Origin of the sequence: Tessaracoccus caeni (genome assembly GCF_029211185.1) — a bacterium.
In the GTDB taxonomy this organism is placed as follows: domain Bacteria; phylum Actinomycetota; class Actinomycetes; order Propionibacteriales; family Propionibacteriaceae; genus Arachnia; species Arachnia caeni.
Genome location: NZ_JARGDO010000006.1, coordinates 116111 through 134176, shown reverse-complemented (window position 1 = coordinate 134176; position 18066 = coordinate 116111). Strand labels below are relative to the sequence as shown.

Annotated in this window: 16 protein-coding genes; 6 read left to right on the top strand and 10 right to left on the bottom strand. The window is 69.9% G+C overall.

Features of this window, described 5'->3' with window-relative positions; all coding sequences use genetic code 11:
* Positions 1-18: 18 nt before the first annotated feature.
* Genes P0D62_RS07355 through P0D62_RS07330 form a run of 6 tightly spaced genes read right to left on the bottom strand, consistent with a single transcriptional unit; the run spans position 19 to position 5371 of the window.
* Positions 19-1308 carry an MFS transporter gene (locus P0D62_RS07355; protein WP_275701981.1) on the bottom strand — a complete coding sequence of 430 codons (1290 nt, stop codon included), beginning with the start codon at positions 1306-1308 and terminating at the stop codon, positions 19-21.
* A 9-nt stretch (positions 1309-1317) separates the two neighbouring features.
* Positions 1318-1893 carry a hypothetical protein gene (locus P0D62_RS07350; protein WP_275701980.1) on the bottom strand — a complete coding sequence of 192 codons (576 nt, stop codon included), beginning with the start codon at positions 1891-1893 and terminating at the stop codon, positions 1318-1320.
* Complete coding sequence (locus P0D62_RS07345; protein ID WP_275701979.1) at positions 1890-3167, bottom strand: DUF58 domain-containing protein; 1278 nt, start codon at positions 3165-3167, stop codon at positions 1890-1892. The genes P0D62_RS07350 and P0D62_RS07345 overlap by 4 nt, the downstream gene beginning before the upstream one ends.
* Positions 3167-4162, bottom strand: a complete 996-nt coding sequence (locus P0D62_RS07340; protein WP_275701978.1) for an AAA family ATPase — start codon at positions 4160-4162, stop codon at positions 3167-3169. The genes P0D62_RS07345 and P0D62_RS07340 overlap by 1 nt, the downstream gene beginning before the upstream one ends.
* The gene (locus P0D62_RS07335; RefSeq protein WP_275701977.1) at positions 4159-4668 is read right to left on the bottom strand and encodes a hypothetical protein; all 510 of its coding nucleotides are present in this window, start codon (positions 4666-4668) and stop codon (positions 4159-4161) included. The genes P0D62_RS07340 and P0D62_RS07335 overlap by 4 nt, the downstream gene beginning before the upstream one ends.
* On the bottom strand, positions 4658-5371 hold the full coding sequence (locus P0D62_RS07330) for a DUF4129 domain-containing protein (protein WP_275701976.1): 714 nt from the start codon (positions 5369-5371) through the stop codon (positions 4658-4660). The genes P0D62_RS07335 and P0D62_RS07330 overlap by 11 nt, the downstream gene beginning before the upstream one ends.
* Positions 5372-5532: 161 nt before the next feature.
* On the opposite strand from P0D62_RS07330, the gene P0D62_RS07325 reads away from it, so the two are divergent.
* Positions 5533-6705, top strand: a complete 1173-nt coding sequence (locus P0D62_RS07325; protein ID WP_275701975.1) for a YibE/F family protein — start codon at positions 5533-5535, stop codon at positions 6703-6705.
* A gap of 215 nt (positions 6706-6920) precedes the next feature.
* Here P0D62_RS07325 and P0D62_RS07320 read toward each other — a convergent pair whose 3' ends face one another.
* The 4 genes from P0D62_RS07320 to uraD all read right to left on the bottom strand — a co-directional run bounded on the left by P0D62_RS07320 (position 6921) and on the right by uraD (position 10364).
* Positions 6921-7709: a sulfite exporter TauE/SafE family protein gene (locus P0D62_RS07320; protein WP_275701974.1), complete on the bottom strand. Its 789-nt coding sequence runs from the start codon at positions 7707-7709 to the stop codon at positions 6921-6923.
* Positions 7710-7833: 124 nt separating this feature from the next.
* Positions 7834-9375: a nucleobase:cation symporter-2 family protein gene (locus P0D62_RS07315; RefSeq protein ID WP_275701973.1), complete on the bottom strand. Its 1542-nt coding sequence runs from the start codon at positions 9373-9375 to the stop codon at positions 7834-7836.
* 126 nt (positions 9376-9501) lie between these two features.
* Entirely contained in the window at positions 9502-9825 is a 324-nt protein-coding gene (gene uraH, locus P0D62_RS07310) for a hydroxyisourate hydrolase (protein WP_275701972.1), read from the bottom strand.
* A gap of 23 nt (positions 9826-9848) precedes the next feature.
* A complete protein-coding gene (gene uraD, locus P0D62_RS07305) occupies positions 9849-10364 on the bottom strand; it encodes a 2-oxo-4-hydroxy-4-carboxy-5-ureidoimidazoline decarboxylase (protein WP_275701971.1) in 516 nt (171 codons plus the stop codon).
* Positions 10365-10541: 177 nt separating this feature from the next.
* Between uraD and allB the strand changes: the two genes are divergently transcribed.
* From allB to P0D62_RS07280, 5 genes are all read left to right on the top strand, one after another.
* Positions 10542-11948 (top strand): allantoinase AllB, encoded by a 1407-nt coding sequence (allB, locus tag P0D62_RS07300; protein WP_275701970.1) that lies wholly within the window; start codon positions 10542-10544, stop codon positions 11946-11948.
* Positions 11945-13036: an acetamidase/formamidase family protein gene (locus tag P0D62_RS07295; RefSeq protein WP_275701969.1), complete on the top strand. Its 1092-nt coding sequence runs from the start codon at positions 11945-11947 to the stop codon at positions 13034-13036. Before allB ends, P0D62_RS07295 begins: the two co-directional genes overlap by 4 nt.
* Positions 13029-14642, top strand: a complete 1614-nt coding sequence (locus P0D62_RS07290; protein WP_275701968.1) for an AtzH-like domain-containing protein — start codon at positions 13029-13031, stop codon at positions 14640-14642. Before P0D62_RS07295 ends, P0D62_RS07290 begins: the two co-directional genes overlap by 8 nt.
* Positions 14643-14808: 166 nt before the next feature.
* Positions 14809-16032: a pyridoxal-phosphate-dependent aminotransferase family protein gene (locus P0D62_RS07285; RefSeq protein ID WP_275701967.1), complete on the top strand. Its 1224-nt coding sequence runs from the start codon at positions 14809-14811 to the stop codon at positions 16030-16032.
* A 254-nt stretch (positions 16033-16286) separates the two neighbouring features.
* Positions 16287-17600, top strand: a complete 1314-nt coding sequence (locus tag P0D62_RS07280) for an allantoate amidohydrolase (protein ID WP_275701966.1) — start codon at positions 16287-16289, stop codon at positions 17598-17600.
* The last annotated feature ends 466 nt before the right edge of the window (positions 17601-18066 follow it).

The following is an 18066-nucleotide window of genomic DNA, read 5'->3' as shown; positions in this document are numbered from 1 at the left end:
CGTCCGCTGCCGAGCCTGTCAGGCAGCGATGCGATAGGTGCGGAAGGCGGGGACGGCGAGAGCGATGATGGCTACGCCGAGGACGACGAGCAGCCCTCCTCCGCCGGTGGTCAGGGCCGGGCCCGCAACGTCGGAGACAGCGCCGTGCAGCACGTCGGCCAATCGCGGTCCGCCTGCGACGACCACGATGAACACGCCCTGCATGCGGCCTCGGACGGCGTCGTCGGTGGCGCTCAGCAGGATCGACTGCCGGAAGGCGGCCGACGCCATGTCCGCGGCACCGCCGATCACCAGCATGCCCAGAGCGACGCCCAGCGCCACTCGCGTCTGCCAACCGGAGAGCCCGACGGCCGCCCCCATGACCGCCATCGCCGCACCCCACACGGCGACCGCCCACAGCACGGCCACGCCTTGACGTCGCACCCGGGAGACCCAGCCGCCGAACACCCCGCCCAGCACGGCACCGGCGGGCATGGCGGCATACAGCAGGGCGAACTCCAGCCCGCCCTCGACGGGCCCGCCGAACGAGACGTGCGCCATCTCCGGGAACAGCGCGCGGGGCATGCCGAAGATCATCGCGATCAGGTCGACGACGAAGCTGAGCAGCAGGATCTTGTGCGCACTCAGATAGACCAGTCCGTCGATCACCGACCTCAGCCCGGGCGCGCCGGCCTTGCCCTCCACCGGCATCGGATGCAGTCGCCAGACGGCGTACAGCGTCGCCATCAACGTGAGGGTGTCGATCAGGTAGAGCCACGAGTAGCCGAGCACGGGGATCAGCGCACCGCCGACGAGCGGGCCGGCGATGGCGCCGGCGGACATCACCGTCATGTTCAAGGCGTTGGCGGCGGGCAGCTGGTCGGCGGGGACGAGCTTGGGCAGGATCGCGGTGCGCGTCGGTTGGTTGACCGCGAAGAACGCCTGCTGCAGCGCGAACACGCCCAGCAGCAGCCACACGTTGTTCAGATTCAAGGCGGCCTGCACCCAGAACAGCGCCGAGGTGAGGATCAGCCCGAAGGTGGTGATCTCCAGCAGCTTGCGGCGGTCCATGGCGTCGGCCAGAGCTCCGCCCCACAGACCCATCACCACCAGCGGCACCAGGCCGAAGACGCCCGTCAGGCCCACCATGGCGGACGAGCCGGTGATGGCGTAGATCTGCGCCGGCACCGCCACGACGGTGAGCTGAGCACCGATGACGGTGATGATGTTGGCCGTCCACAGCCGCCGAAAATCGGGGGACGCCAACGGCCGGGTATCGGCGAAGATCCCGCGTAGTCGATCTGCGAGCGTGTTGGTTCCCTCAGGCACGCCCGTACCCTACTCCTGCCGCCCTGGCTTCCCTTTTACCCGCAGCACCGCGAGCACCGTCGACGTCACCACGGCCGCCAGCGCCGCCGCCACCCACCAGAGGCCGCGGGGCGCGACTCCCTCGGACAACGAGGCGACGCCCACGACGAGCAGGATCATGCCGGCGCAGACGACGAGGTAACCCAGTCCTCGCACCAGCCAGGACAGCGCAGCCCCGCCGCCGATCGCCGTGTACGACGGCGCCGCGGCGCATTGCGCGACGGTGAGATGGAACGCGGCCAGCAACCCGGCGAGCGCGGCGCTCTGCCACCACTGCGCGTCGCCGGCCGTTCCCAGCCACCACAGCGCCACCACCGCGATCGCGACGAGCGACGCCCACGACTCCGGGCGCGCCAGCGACCACACCCCAGCCACGGCGATGATCGCTAGCAGCAGTTCCTGGGACACGATCGGGAACCAGGTCGCGCACAGCACCGCCGCGGCCGCCAGGGTCGCGCCGCACAGAAGACGCAGCAACCACTGCCCCGGCCTCACCAGACGCAGGGCGTAGACGACATCGGTGATCGCTTCGGTCGGGCCTATCACGCCAGCCTCCTTCGGGGCGCCGACCGTGCCGCCTCCATCGCGAGCAGCACGCTGGCCAGACTGCCCGTGCCACGCCAGGCAACGACCGGGATGCCGTGGGCGCGCAGACGGTCCAGCACGTCGTCGCGCTCCATCCGCCGAAGCATCCAGGCCTCGCCGAAGTAGAAGTCCTTGGGGAAGGCCCCGATGTGATCGAACCGGCCGACGCCCTCGGGCAGGGTGTCGACGGCGATCACCTCGGCACCCAACCGACGCAGCCTCACCAGCTCGTCCTGCACCTCGGGCTCCAGCAGCGGCGAGCAGAAGAACACCAGTGTGCCGCTCGCAATACGACGCACGCGACGGATCCGGTCCCAGTCCTCCATCGTCCGTCGCGCCTGGGCCAGCACGCCGAGCACCACGCGCGCCTGGCGCGGGCCGGAGCCGGGTCGGATCATGCCGATGCGCAGGCCCAGATCGTGCACGGCAACTCGGTCGCCGAACCCGGTGTAGTGGCTGGTGATCGCGGCGATGGCCCGTACCGTGGCGTCCAGGCTGGTGGCGGCGGCATCGTCGGCGTCCAGGATGTCGTGAAGGGTGTCGGCGACGATCAGGACGTCGGTGTCGCGCTCGGTCAGCGTCGAGTTGACGTGGAGCGCGCCGAGTCGCGAGCTCACCCGCCAGTTGATCCGGCGCAGCCGATCGCCGGGCCGGAACTCGCGGACGTCCGCGAGGTCGCTGCCGTCGCCCCGGTGGCGGGAGCGGTGGGCTCCCGCGAGGCCGATGGGCTGAGCGACGCCGCTGCCTCCCTCGAGCGCCAGCGACGTGGGGCGCACCGTGATCGCGACCCGGTCGGTCTTCGCCGCATAGCGCCAGCCGAGGCTCGCGTCGGTGCAGACGACCAACCCGGGGGACAAGGTGTAGCGGCCCCACCGCGAGGGCTCGAACACGGTCACCACCTCCCGGTCGGCGCGGTCGAGGACCGTTCCGGTCTCCGGGGTGAACGCGGACGACGGCAGCTGCCGCCACTGGACCGCGGCGACGGCGCCGGCCGGAGCGCCCGCGAGGCCGACGGCGAGATCCACCGCGGTACCCTCGGCCACGGACACCGCCTGCGGCCGAGTGACCACCTCGGGCGCCGCGGTCGGGCGTCCGAGCAGCGCCCATGCGACGTGCACGACGAACGGAACGGCCAGCACCAACGCGTCTGGACGCCCCATCACGACGGCAGCGACCCCGAGCGCGGTCGCCAGCAGGACCGAGCGGAGCAGCGCGTGCGTGTATCGGAAGGGCATCAGGGCAGGGCTCCGTCGGGTGCATCCGGCACGGGAACGGTGCTGAGCACGGAACTCACGATGGACTCGGGCTTGACGTCGTTCAGCCACAGCTCCGGGCGGATGACCAGGCGGTGCGCCAAGGCGGGAACCGCCAGCCGCTTGACGTCCTCGGGCACGACGAAGTCGCGGCCCTCGATCAGCGCGATGGCCCGCGCGCACAGCAGCAGCGCCAGCGATCCGCGCGGCGACGCGCCCACCAGGGTGTCCTGGTGCTCACGAGTGGCGCGCACCAGCTCGATCGCGTAGCGGCCTACCGACTCGTCGACGTGCACCTCCTCCACCGCAGCCTGCACGCGCCGCAGGCCCTCCGCGTCGAGCACCGGCGCGACGCTCTGCTCCTCCCGCCGGCGGCCGATCCGGCGAGACAGCACGTCCCATTCCTCGTCGACGGCGGGGTAGCCGAAGCTGAGCCGCAGCAGGAAGCGGTCGAGCTGGGCCTCCGGCAGCGGATAGGTGCCCTCGTGCTCGATCGGGTTGGCGGTCGCCAGCACGTGGAATGGTCGAGGCAGCGGGAAGGTGCGGCCCTCGACGGTGACCTGGTGCTCCTGCATCGCCTCCAGCAGCGCCGACTGCGTCTTGGGCGGGGTGCGGTTGATCTCGTCGGCCAGCAGCAGCCCGGTGAAGACAGGCCCCTCCCGGAAGGCGAACTCGCCGGCGTTCTGGTCGTATAGATACGAGCCGGTGAGGTCGGCGGGCAGCAGGTCGGGGGTGAATTGGGCGCGCGTGAACTCCAGGCCCAGCGCCTGGGCCAGGGAGCGGGCGGCCAACGTCTTGCCCAGGCCCGGCAGATCCTCGAGCAGCACGTGCCCGCCGGCGAGCACCCCGGCCAACACCAGAGCCATCTGCTGGCGCTTGCCCACGAGAGCGGTGTCGACGGCGTCGAGGACGCGGCGGGCGAGGTCGCTGGCCTCGGCGATCGGAAGGGGGACGGCGAGAGCTGGGGTGTTCGTCACAGGTCGTCGATCTCCTTGAGGTAGGCGCGCAGCGTGGCGCGCTTCAGGGCGGGCGGGCGTTCGGAGCGAAGGTGCGCGAGAAGCGGCGCGCTGAGCCGGCCGTCGGCGTGTGCCAGCGGGTCATCGGCCGGCACATGGTGGTGCCGAACCAGGCGCGACGCCGCCAGCTCGGCGAGCTTCCTGGTCAACGCGCTGGACTCGAAGTCCTCCCCGGGCCGCGAATGCACGAGCATGGTCGCGATCCGGTTGGTGCGCACGTCGGCCGACAGCCGCGAGCGCTCCATGAGGGGTTGAGGCTGCCGCCACGAGGGCCCGGCGTCCGGGCGCTCGAACCATCCCGCCAGCCAGAGATACGAACCGACGAGAAGCCCCATGATGACGGCGGGGATCGGGTCGACTTCGACTCGCACCAACCGGCAGATGATCACCACCAGGACGGCCGCAAGAACGCCACCGGTGAGACGAACGACGAGGCCGCGCCACGACCTGCGCCCACTACCCGACATGGCGTCGCTCCAACTGCGCGGTGAGGTTCTCCAGGCACCGGATGGCGCGCTCACGATCCGCGTCGGTCAGCACGTGCACGGAGAACATCGCTTGGCGGTAGAGCGCCGCGAGATCGGCGAGGTCCGCACCGTCGACCGCTGCGCGATCCAGGATCTCCAGCGTGAACTCCTCGCTTGTCTGGGTGGCCTCGCGCACGATCCCACTGTCGGCGGCGATCGACTCCAGCCGGCGCCAGCACGCCACGACGGCGTCGTCAACGGCGACCCCCGACCGCAATCGCGCGAGCGTCTCCTCCAGCGACTGCGAGACCTGCTCCTCGATCACCGAGACTTCGACGCCGGTCCCCGCGCCTACCGCCGCCTGACGGAGGCCCGGCTCCCGGAAGGCCCGATACACCACGACGACGAACCACGCCAGGAGCGCCACCGCCGCCACGACGGCGAGCGCCACCACCAGATCGATCAGCCACCCCGGGATCTGGAACGGCTCGATGTCGGCGAGTTCGTCCAGCGGACCGGGTGAAGGCGACGGAGAAGCGGAAGGCGCTTCCGGCTGCGGCGTCACGGACACCCGCTGCGGCTTGGACGGCAGCTCGCGGAACACCTGTCCCCACGAACTGCTGGCCCCCATCGCGGCCACCACGAGGACGGCGAGGGCCCCGAGCACCACCGCTACCGCCGCGCGTCGCCCTCGATCACCCATGCCCAGAGCCTAATGCCTGGCTCTTTCACCTCTTTGAAACGCCCCTTCCGTGCACAGATCTGCGTATAGGCCGAGGCCCCGCCATATACGCGAGGCCTCGGCCTATACGCAGATCTGTGCACGCGGGTCGGGATGACGCGACGGCCAGTAGTCTCGGGCGCATGGGACACTCGCATGGAAACCATGACGACCTCGACGCCGTCGAGGTGGGCACCCAGGCTCGCAACGCACTGATCGCGTTCTTGGCCGTGGTCGGGGCGCTGGCCGTGGCGGGACTGATCTGGCTGTGGCCGAGCGCCGCAGAGATGGAGGCCACCACGTTCGTGATGGCAGAGGCGCCGGGCGTGACCCGCGTCGACGCCACCATCGTCTCCCTCGATGGCCCCTGCGGGGAGCAGGCCGAGGCGCTGGGCTGCGAGAAGGCCACCATCGAGCTGGACTCCGGTGAGCGCGTCACAATCGATCTGACCGGAGCCACCACGCAGGCGGGACTGCGTTCCGGCGACTCCGTCCAAGTGATGGCCATCCCCACCGACGACGGCACCATCTATTCCTACGCGGGCACCAACCGGCTGCCGGTTCTGATCGCGCTGGGGGCGTTGTTCCTCGTCGCGGTCTTCGCAGTCGCACGATGGAAAGGTCTGTTCGCGATCGTCGGCCTCATCGTCGCGGGCTGGGTGCTGGTCGGGTTCATCCTGCCGGCGATCATCGTCGGACGACCGGGCATGGCGGTGGCGCTGGCCGGGTCGACGGCCATCATGTTCGTGGTGCTCTACGTGGCGCATGGCATCTCCATCAGGACGTCGACGGCGCTGGCCGGCACGCTGCTCGGCCTGGCGGTCACGACGGGGCTCGGCATGGCGGCCGTGAAGCTGGCCCGGCTGTCGGGATTCGCCGACGAGAACGAGTTCGACCTCGCCCAGCTCGCCGGTGGCATCGACTTCCAGGAACTGCTGATGGTCGGCATCATCATCGGCGGCCTCGGCGTGCTGAACGACGTGACGATCACCCAGTCGTCCGCCGTGTGGGAGCTGCGAGCCGCCGCCCCCCACTACACGCGCCGCCAGATCTTCGCCGCCGGCATGCGGATCGGGCGCGACCACATCGCATCCACCATCTACACCATCGTGTTCGCCTACGCCGGCAGCGCGCTGACGGTGCTGCTGCTGATCTACTTCATCCAAAGCGACGTGGTCTCACTGTTCGGCCGAGAACTGTTCGCAGGCGAGTTGGTGCGCACCCTGGCCTCGGCCATCGGCTTGGTCCTCTCGGTACCGATCACGACGGGAATCGCCGCCCTCACCGTCGCCCCTGCCCGTCATCACGCTCTTTGAGGTGCGAGGAACGAGCCTCGAAAATCCAGAGGGCGCGAAGCACCTCGTTCACGCTCTTTGAGGTGCGAAGGCTCAGGGCGAGGAACAAGCCCCAAGCCTGAGCCTCGAAAAGAGCCAGCGCGACCCTTGGCTGGGACTGTTCTTCGGCCGCCAGCCGGCTCTCCTCGAGGCTCGGCCGCAGACGGCCTCGCACCTCGAAGAGCGTGGGTGGGGGGTCAAGAGGCGTCGGAGCGCTTCTCCTTCAACTTCCGGGTCAGCATCTGGCCGAGGATGAAGGCCAAGTAGAGGGAGAAGGCGATGTTGCCGACGAGCGGATCCACCCAACCGGCGATGGCGGTTCCCACCGGGGCGAGGACGCACGCAGACAGACCCACGGCGACCGCCGCCCTCAGGTCGACGTTCTTGCGCCTCACGTTGCCGAGCGTGCCCGAGATCGATCCGGGGATCATCATGAGCAGTGACGTGCCCTTCGCCTGAAGGTCGTTGGCGCCGAAGAAGAACATCAGCATCGGCACCACGATGATGCCGCCGCCGACACCGAGGATGCCTCCGAGAACGCCAGTGACAAGGCCTAACACCACCAGCAGCGCGCCGCTCAGCAGGGTGACGTCGATCTGCTGGTCGCGCGCGGGCACGACGAACCACAGGCTCACGATCACGATCGCGAGGAACACCATGAACGACCACTGAATGGTGCTGGTGGGCAGTTTGGCGAGCAGGAGGCTGCCGAACTGCGCCCCGACGACGATGCCCAGCGCCAGGCAGGCAGCCGCGATCCAGTCGACGTTGCCCGCCCAGGCGTAGCTGGCGGCCCCGACCACCGCCGTCGGCAGGATCGCGGCGACGGAGGTGCCCACCGCCAGCTTCTGCGGCATGCCCAGCCAGAGGGCGAGCGCCGGCACGATGATCGTGCCGCCGCCGATGCCGAACATGCCCGAGAGCAGTCCGGCGGCCGCACCGACGAGAAGAAGCCAGCCGACGGCCGGTCGCATGTCCTGATTCATGTGTCGCTTTCTGATTCGTGAGAGGTGCCACTATCTGCGAGACCTCTTGTCATGGGAGAAGGCCAGGACGCTGGTGGCTGCGTCCTGACCTCTCCCGATCGATGGGGTTGCTGCGGCGTACGGCCTACTTCACCGTGTCGACCTTCTTGGCACGAGTGCCCTCGACGCGATCGTCGGGCTCGTAGGAGTCGGGATCCAGCGTGCCACCGGCGCTGAGCACCTTGGCCTCGTTCTCCTGAACGCGCACAGCCGGGCCGGCGGCGAAGGTGTTGGGATCCTCGGGCTTACCCGGAAGCAGCACGTTGAAGAACAGGTTCAGCAGCACCGCGACGACGGCGGCCGCGCTGATGCCCGAGTGGAAGATGGTGACGAACCAGTCGGGGAAGGCGTGCCAGAAGTCGGGCGAGACGACGGGGATCAGACCGAAGGCCAGCGACGCGGCCACGATCACCAGGTTGTTGTTGCCCTTGTAGTCCACCTTGGCCAGGGTGCGCACGCCGCTGGCCGCCACGGTTCCGAACAGCACCACGCCGGCGCCGCCGAGCACGGGGGTGGGGATGAGGCTGAACACCGCGGCCGCCATCGGAGACAGGCCGAGCACCACCAGGATCGCGCCGCCGGCGGCCACCGCGAAGCGGCTCTTGATGCCGGTGAGGGCCACCAGGCCCACGTTCTGCGCGAAGGCCGAAGCGGGGAAGGCGTTGAAGGCCGGCGCGACGAGCGTCGAGATCATGTCGGCGCGCAGCCCGTCGCCGACGCGCTTGGCGTCGACCTTGGTGCCGATGACCTCACCGACGGCGAGCAGGTCGGCGGTGGTCTCCACCATGATGACGAGGATCACGATGATCATCGAGATGCTGGCACCGACGGAGAACAGCGGCATGCCGAACGCGAAGGGCTGCGGGAAGGCGAACAGCTGCGCCTGGGTCACGACAGAGGCGTCGGCCATGCCGATGATCAGCGCGAACACCGTGCCGATCGCCAGACCGAGGAGGACCGCGAGCCGCGAGAGCACCTCGATCTTGCTGAGCACGATCACCACCGCGAAGGTGAACATGGCGAGCCCGATGCTCCCGAACGAGGCGAAGTCAGGGTTGGCGACGGTCTCACCTTCGACCACGATCGTGGCGTTGCCGGTGATCCAGCGCGCGGCCACCGGCATCAGGGACAACCCGATGATGGTGATGATCGAGCCGGTCACCACGGCGGGGAAGAACTTCACCACCCGCGCGAAGAAGGGCGTGACGACCAGGCCGAAGATGGCGGCGACGATGATCGCGCCGAACACGTGCCGGAGGCCCTCCTCGCCGCGGTCGCCGATGATGGCGAGCATCGTGGAAACCGCCGCGAAGGAGGTGCCCTGCACCAGCGGCAGCTGCGCACCGAAGAACGGGACGCCGAGGGTCTGCAGCAGGGTCGCGGCGCCGCTGACGAACAGGCCGCAGGCGACGAGCAGCGCGGTCACGGACGGCTCGAGCCCCGCGGCACCGCCCACGATGAGCGGCACTGCGATGACGCCACCGAACATCGCGAGGATGTGCTGGACGCCGTAGCCGAACGTGCGGCCGAGCCCGATGCGTTCGTCTTCTGGGCGAGTCGAGGTGCCGAGAGGGCGCGCCTCGGCGGGGGTGATGGTCTGGGACATGGTCGATCTCCAATCGATCATCTAGAGATCCTGAGATACTCTGCGCTTTCGCTTGATCGGTAAGCTATTCGTTGGAAATCGACACGGGGTTGCCAGCCTGTTAAGGCTTTGTTTCAAAACCCGAGAAATGGCCGAAAATCGGGAAAATCAACTACCACGATATGTCGTATAGGCAAACGGACTCAGCATCAGGGGCACGTGGTAGTGCGGCCGGTCGGCGACGGTGAAGGCGACGGTCACCGTCGGATAGAAGGCCTCGACGCCCCTCGTGGAGAAGTAAGGGCCGGTGGCGAAGGTGAGCGCATAGTCGCCGGGTGCAAGCACGTCCGGGCCCAGCCCGAGCCGGCCGTCGTCGTCGGTGAGTCCACGGGCCACCTCGGCCCCGGCGGCGTCTGTCAGCGTCACCGAGACGCCGGTGGCGGGGGTGCCGGAGGTGGCATCCAGGATGTGGGTGGTGAGATGGCTGGGCACGATGGTTCCTCTCGTTCGCGCTGTCATTGCTGCTCCGGCAGGGGTGTGTCGAGGCTCTGGCGGAGCCTCAGGATCGCGATCTGGCGCAGCTGCGCCAACGCTTCGATCACCTCGGAGTCCTTGTCGTTGGCCAGTCGACGACGTGCCTCCGCCAGCATCTCCTCGGGCGAGCGCCCGGCTGCCCGGATCAGGAAGACCCGGCCGAAGCGCTCCTCGTATGCGGCGTTGGCCCGCGCCATGGCCTCGGCGGTCTCCGTCGATGCGCCTCCCATCGCGGCCTGCTCCCGACGCGACGCGGCGGCCTCTGCCCCCGTTCCGGTGGGGCGCTGGCCGATCCTGGGGTGGTGCGCGAGGGCGGCGTCGAGGTCGTCGAGACCCCACCCGGCAGAGGCCTGCTCGGCATGACGCGCGGCGTCGTCGACGGAGGCGTAGGGGCGACCGGAGGCGACGGCCTCAGCCCAGTCGGGCACCGCGGCCCAGACCAGGGCCTCGGCCACGGCGCGCTCATGATCGGCGCGATTGAACTCATCGAGGGACATGACGCCGATGGTAGTGCCCAAATCGCGTTGCGGGCTTTCGCGTCAGCAGCCGAAACCCTCTTGAAACAATTATCGCGAATTCAGGAAGACGATGGAAAAGCCATCGAAACATTCTCGAAATAGAGGCCGGTTAGCGTCGAGGAATCATTTTCGACGGGGGACTCAAGGAGGTGTGAGATGACGGAACCGGGGTTCGCGCTCGTCGCGTCGAAGGTATGGCTCGACGGCAGGTTCCAGCCCGCGCGCGTCGACGTCGCGGGGTCGCTGGTCACCGGCATCACGGTGCTCCCGTGCGACCACGACAGCTGCCGCACGCCCGATGAACTCACCGGCGGGGCCATTCGGATCCCCGACGGTGCGGTGCTGCTTCCAGGCCTGGTCGACTCCCACGTGCACGTCAACGAGCCGGGCCGCACGGAGTGGGAGGGGTTCCACTCCGCCACCCTCGCCGCAGCGGCCGGTGGCGTCACCACCATCGTCGACATGCCGCTCAACTCCATCCCGCCGACCACCACGGCCGAGGCGCTGTGCATCAAGCGCGAGGCCGCCGAACCCTCGGCCTTCGTCGACATCGGCTTCTGGGGCGGCGCGATCCCCTCCAGTCTCGGCGCGCTGGCGCCCCTGCACGAGGCCGGGGTATTCGGCTTCAAGTGCTTCCTGTCGCCGTCGGGCGTCGAGGAGTTCCCGCACCTCGATCACGGCCAGCTGCTGAGCGCGATGGAGGAGGTCGCGGCCCTGGACTCCCGCCTGATCGTGCACGCGGAGGATCCTCATCTGCTCGGCGACGCCGGCCCGCTGGGGGTGGGCTACGACGGCTTCCTGCGCTCCCGTCCTCCCGCCAGCGAGCGAGCCGCGATCGACGCCGTCATCGACGGTGTGCGTCGCACCGGCTGCCGCACCCACATCCTCCATCTGAGCGACGCCCGCGCGCTGCCGGCGATCCGCGCCGCGAAGGCGGCCGGCCTGCCGTTGACGGTGGAGACCTGCCCCCACTACCTGACCATCGTCTCCGAGGAGATCCCCGACGGCGCCAGCGAGTTCAAGTGCTGCCCGCCGATCCGCGAGGCCAGGAACCGCGACCTGCTGTGGGACGGCGTGCTGAACGGCACGATCGACGCCATCGTCAGCGACCACTCCCCCAGCACCGTCGACATGAAGCGAGCCGGCGACGGCGACTTCGGGCTGGCCTGGGGCGGCATCTCGGGGCTGCAACTCGGGCTGTCCGCGGTGTGGACCGAGGCCCGTCGTCGCGGCCTGCCGCTGGCCGCCGTCCTGCCGCTGTTCACCACCGGACCCGCCCACATCGCCGGGCTCGACGGCGTGGGCACCATCGCGGTGGGCAGCCCGGCCCACCTCACGCTGTTCGTGCCCGAGGATCCGATGGTGGTCGACGCTCACGAGCTGCACCACCGAAACCCGATCAGCGCCTACGACGGGCGCGCCTTCGCCGGCCGGGTGCACAAGACCTGGCTGCGCGGCGAGGTGGTCTTCGACGCGTCTGCCGGCGGTGCGGGCGAGGCACCGCATCTGAGAAGGCCGCCGAGCGGACAACTCATCCGCTCGCGGGCTACGGTGCGCGCATGAGCAACACCATCCTTCAGCGCGCGGAGGGACCGCTCGCGAGCGACGTCTACCTGCCCGCCTCGCCGCAGAACGTGTTGTGGGGACGACTGCCCTGCCGCGCGGACGCCCCGGTGCTCACGATCGCCCCGGGCACATCGGTGACCGTCGACACCGTCAGCCACGAGGGTCTGCTGGAGGACCAGGGACGCGATCCGCTGGCCTACTTCACCGGCCACGGGGTGCCGGCCGACGCGGTGCTCGGCGACGCCGTCGAGATCGCGGCCACCGTCTCCCACGATCCCGCCGTCGACGGTCCCCATGTGGTGACCGGGCCGATCTTCGTCGACGGCGCGCGGCCGGGCGATCTTCTGAAGGTCACCGTCGAGAGCCTGCTGCCGCGGGTGCCGTACGGGGTGATCTCCAACCGACACGGGCGGGGGGCACTGCCCGGCGAACTCCCGCGCGGGGGTGCGACCGTGAGCGTGTTCTGCCCCGTAGCCGAGCGAGAGGGCGGCCTGTTCGGCACGCTTCCGGTCGTCGACGGCGGCGAGCGCGTCGTGGAGTTCCCGCTGGCCCCGTTCCTCGGCACGATGGGGGTGGCCGTCGACTCCGACGAGCGCCCGCATTCGGTGCCGCCGGGCGCGCACGGCGGCAACATCGACATCAATCTGCTGGTTGAAGGCACCGTGCTCTACCTTCCGGTGCAGGTGCCGGGCGCGCTGGCCTACGTCGGCGACCCGCACTTCGCCCAGGGCGACGGCGAGGTGGCGCTCACCGCGTTGGAGGCGTCGCTGCGCGCCACGCTGCGCTTCGACGTCGTTCCTCGGGACGAGGCGCTGGCGGAGTTCGGGGAGATCACCGGTCCGCTGGTGCGCGCCGACGGGTACCTGGTGCCCACCGGCCTCGACCCCGACCTGAACAAGGCGATGCGCGCCTGCGTGCGCGCGGCCCTCTCGCTGATTCAGGCCCGCTGGGGGCTCGAGGAGCACCTGGCCTACGCCTATCTGAGTGCCGCCACCGACTTCGACATCTCCCAGGTGGTCGACGTCGTCTGCGGCGTGCACGCCCGCATCCGCGAGTCCGACTTCAAGGCGGTGAACCGTGACTGATTCAACCCAGCCCCGACGCGACGTGTGGGGATCCTCGGAGGTACCCGATGATCTGCTGAGCGCCTTCTGGCACTACGAGCAGGCGATCCTCGATGACGACCTCGACGTGCTCGACGACTACTTCGCCGACGCGCCCACCACGATGCGCGGCGACGGATCGGGGCTGCTGGTGGGCCACGACGCCATCTCGGCCTTCCGTGGTGTGCGGGGCGGGGTGCCGATGCGCCGCATCGAGCGGATCGAGTATCGCCCCTTGTCAGACGATGCGGCGCTGCTGGTTTCCGTCTCGCGCTACGCGTCGGGGGGCACCGGGTTGCAGACCCAGCTCTGGCAGCGGATCGACGGTCGCTGGCTGATCACCGTCGCGCATGTCACGCCGCGCGCGCAGTCGCTGGATCGCTCGGTCTGGCGCAACGTCGGCGACCCGTTCTGGCACGCGCAGGCCGACGGGCCGCTGCGTGGGCTCACCGTCGCGGTCAAGGATCTGTTCGCCATCAAGGGCCGCCGGATCGGTGCCGGAAATCCCACCTATCTGGCGGAGGCCAAGCCGGAGAAGACAACAGCCCCGGCCGTCGCGGATCTGCTGAACGGGGGCGCGTCGCTGCGCGGCATCGCCCGCACCGACGAGTTCGCCTACAGCATCGCCGGCAACAACCCGCACTACGGCACGCCGCCCAACGGCGCCCTGCCCGGCGCGCTGCCGGGTGGGTCGTCGAACGGCCCGGCATCCGCCGTCGCGACGGGTCAGGCCGAGGTGGGCCTTGCCACCGACACCGCGGGCTCGATCCGGGTGCCGGCGTCGTATCAGGGATTGTGGGGACTGCGTACGACGCACGGCCTGGTGCCGCGCCAGGGCCTGCTGCCGCTGGCGCAGTCGTTCGACACCATCGGCTGGCTCACCCGCGACTCGGCCACCCTGCAGCGCGTCGCCGACTGGTGCCTGGGCTACGAGGGCTCCGAGTCGACGGAGAGCGTCTACGGCCCCTCCAGCGACGATCTCCCCTGGCACTTCCTGGTGGTGAGGGAGGCGGTGGAGTCGACCGAGCCGGACACCCGAGCCGCCTTCGAGGCGCTGGTGGAGCAGCTGGCGGCTTCGCCCGACGCACCGGAGATCGACACCGTGAGCATCGGCGACCTGGAGGGCTATTACGAGCCCTTCCGCGTCGTGCAGGGCGCCGAGGCCTGGCGCAACAACGGCGAATGGCTGCGCGAGCACCCCGGTTCGACGGGGCCTGCGGTGGCCGAGCGTTTCCTCGCCGCCGCAGCGATCACACCCGAGGAGGAGTCGGCGGCCAGGGCCGAGCTGGCGCGCCTGAAGGCCGGTCTGCTGACCCACGTCCGCGACGCCGTGCTGCTGATGCCCACCGTGCCCGGCCCGGCGCCCATGCGCACCCGCACCGGCAAATACGTCAACGCGGTGCGCGCCGCCACGCTCCGGATGACGACGCCCGCCGCGATCGGTGGCCTCCCGTCGCTCTCCGCACCGCTGCTGACGGTGGACTCACAGCTCGGCCCCGCCCCCGTCGGCGTCTGCCTGACGTCGGCCGAAGGCACCGACATCGCCCTGGTCCGGGCCGCCCGCCGCCTTGAGCAGGCCCTTACATGACAACGCTCCTTGGATCGTGCGAGGCCGCCCCCGCCGCGATCCTTGAGGTGCGAGGCCGCCCGCGGCCGAGCCTCGAAAGGTCGCAACTCCGCGCAGGGAGCTACTGCGGCCAACCCAACACTTCGCTCGCGCCCCAACGAGCGTCACATCACGAAAGGAACCGGACATGACCATTCCCGGACCCATTGATCCGCCGCATCGTCTGCTGATGGGGCCGGGGCCGATCTCGGCCTATCCCGGGGTGTTGCGCGCGATGTCGGCTCCCCTCGTCGGCCAGTACGACCCGTTCATGACCACCGCCATGGCCGAGACCCAGGAGCTGTACCGCGGCGTCTGGTCCACCACCAACGAGGCGACGCTGCTGATCGACGGCACGTCGCGCGCCGGCATCGAGGCTGCCTTGGTCTCTCTTCTGCGCCCCGGCGACCGCGTCCTGGTGCCCGTCTTCGGCCGTTTCGGTCACCTGCTGGCCGAGATCGCCGAACGCGCCATGGCCGAGGTGCACACCATCGAGACCGACTGGGGCCAGGTGTTCCCCGTCTCCGTCATCGAGGAGGCCATCGTCCGGGTGAAGCCGGCGGTGCTGGCGCTGGTGCAGGGCGACACGTCCACCACCATGAACCAGCCGCTCGACGAGGTCGGCGCGATCTGCGAGCGCCACGGCGTGCTGTTCTACACCGACGCCACCGCCTCTCTGGGCGGCAACGAGTTCGAGGCCGACGCCTGGAGACTCGACGCCGCCACCGCCGGCCTGCAGAAATGCCTGGGCGGACCATCGGGCTCATCCCCGATCACGCTGTCGGAGCGCGCCGTCGAGGTGATCCGCTCGCGCGGCCGCGTGGAGGCGGGCATCAGGGAGGACGGCGACGCGTCGTCGAGTCACTTCATCCGCTCCAACTACTTCGATCTGGGCATGATCCTCGACTACTGGGGTCCGCGCCGACTGAACCACCACACCGAGGCCACCTCCATGCTGTACGCGGCCCGCGAGTGCGCGCGGCTGCTGCTCCTGGAGGGCCGCGACGCCGTCATCGCCCGCCACCGCGCGGCCGGCGCCGCGATGCTGGCCGGTGTCCAAGCGCTCGGCCTCGGTGTCTTCGGCGACCTGGCACACAAGATGAACAACGTAGTGGCCGTCGAGATCCCCGACGGCGTCCCCGGTGACGCGGCCCGTGCCGCCCTACTGGACGACTTCGGCATCGAGATCGGCACCTCCTTCGGTCCGCTGCACGGGCGCGTCTGGCGGATCGGCACCATGGGTTACAACGCCCGCCGCGACGCGGTGCTGGCCACGCTGGCCGCGCTCGAGGCGGTGCTGCGTCGCTACGGCGTCGCGGTGCCGACCGGGGGCGGCGTCGAGGCGGCCGCCGACGTGTTCCGGGAGGACTGAGCGTGCGCGTGAGAGATTCTGCGGGCCGGTGGCAGCGAGCGCTGCCGACAAGCCACGCGGACACCAGGGCGCGAGAGACTCAAAGCCTGGATCCACCGATTGCCACCTACTACGCGACCCCATCCGGGCACCCTGGCTTCGTCGTTCCCGCTCAACAGACGCACCGGTATGCCTTCGCGATAACGTCTTGCCAGCCCACCCGTCTGGTGCCGCTTAGCTCACGGCGGCCACCGATGGATCCAGGCTAAGCCGCCATGCGCCGCAGTAGGCATCAGCTTCTCCCGACACCCCCCGGCCCCGACAGGTTCCTGGCCGCGGCCCGCCGGGTGATGGCGCGCTGCGACGAGCTGGCCCGCGTCACGGCGACGCCCGGTCAGGGCATCGAGCGCGTCTACCTGTCCCCTGAGCATGCGCGCGTCAACCGGCTGGCCGCCGAGTGGATGCGCGAGATCGGCATGACCACGCGTCAGGACGCCGCCGGCAACCAGGTGGGCCGGATTCCGCCCGCCGACGGCGACCCCGAAGCCCCCGCGCTGCTGCTCGGCTCCCACTTGGACACCGTGCTCGACGCCGGCCGCTTCGACGGCATCGCCGGCGTGCTGATGGCGCTGGAGGTGGTGCGCCTGCTGCGCGCACCGGGCGATGGTCGGCCCCGCACGAGCCTGCCGTTCGCGCTGGAGGTGATCGCCTTCTCCGACGAGGAGGGCACCCGCTTCGGCAAGGCCTTGTTGGGTTCGGCGGCCGCCGCCGGAGCCTGGCGCGACGACTGGTGGGGCCTCACCGATGCCACCGGCGTGACGCTGCGCGAGGCCTACCTCGACTTCGGCCTGGACCCTGGGCGCGTCGGGGAGGCTGCCTATCGGCCCGGCCAGCTGATCGGCTATCTGGAGGCCCACATCGAGCAAGGCCCCGAACTCGACGAGCGCGGTGAGGCGCTGGCCGTCGTGTCCTCGATCGCCAGCGCCAAACGCTTCCAGATCACCGTCGAGGGCGAGGCCCGGCACGCCGGCGGCACCCCCTATGACATGCGTCGCGACGCTCTGCTGGGCGCGAGCGAGGCTGCGTTGGCGGTGGAACGCATCTGCCGGGCCGAGCACCACATCATCGGTACCGTCGGCCAGCTGGAGACCTACCCGGGAGCGGTGAACGTCGTGCCCGGCGAGGCTCGGCTCAGCCTGGATCTGCGCGGCGAGTTCGACGGCACCCGCGATCGCGTGTGGGGAGCCATCTCACGCGAGTTCGACGCCATCATGGGCCGCCGCGGGCTGCGCTGGCGCGCCCGCGAGATCCACAGTGCCCCCGCCGTCTTCTGCGCGCCGCTGCTGCAGGACGTGGTGCGCGAGGGCATCCTCAGCACGCTCCCGGTCGGAGCGGATGATCCCGCCACCATCTTCAGCCGGGCCGGCCACGACGGCATGGCCATGGCCGAGGTCGCCGATGTCGGCATGCTGTTCCTGCGCAACCCCGGCGGCATCAGCCACCACCCCGACGAGGCGGTCACCGTCGGCGATGTCGCCGTCGGCATCCAGGCCTTCACCGAAGCCATCCTCCACCTCGCCGCCGAGTAGCCACCACCACCCACGCTCTTTGAGGTGCGAAGGCTCAGGGGCGCACTTCGAGACGCTCGTGCCTCGCTCCTCAGCACCTGCAACGAGCCCCAAAGCCGAGCCTCGACAATCAGGACGAGCGCGGAGCACCGATGACGCTCTTTGAGGTGCGAAGGCTCGGGCGAGGAACGAGCCCCAAGCCGAGCCTCGACAATCAGGGCGAGCGCGAAGCACTAACGACGCTCTTTGAGGTGCGAAGGCGCTGGGCGAGGAACGAGCCCCAAAGCCGAGCCTCGAAAAGAGCGATCCGCAGCCAACCACCCAGCCCGACCACCATCGCCGACTTCCTGCCGATTCTCACGCTGGCTCTCCTCGAGGCTCGGCCGCAGGCGGCCTCGCACCTCGAAGAGCGTGGTGTTGGTGCACCTCGAAGAGCGTGATGGAGGGAACCTCGACGAGCGTATGGGTGGGGACATCAAAGGCCCAC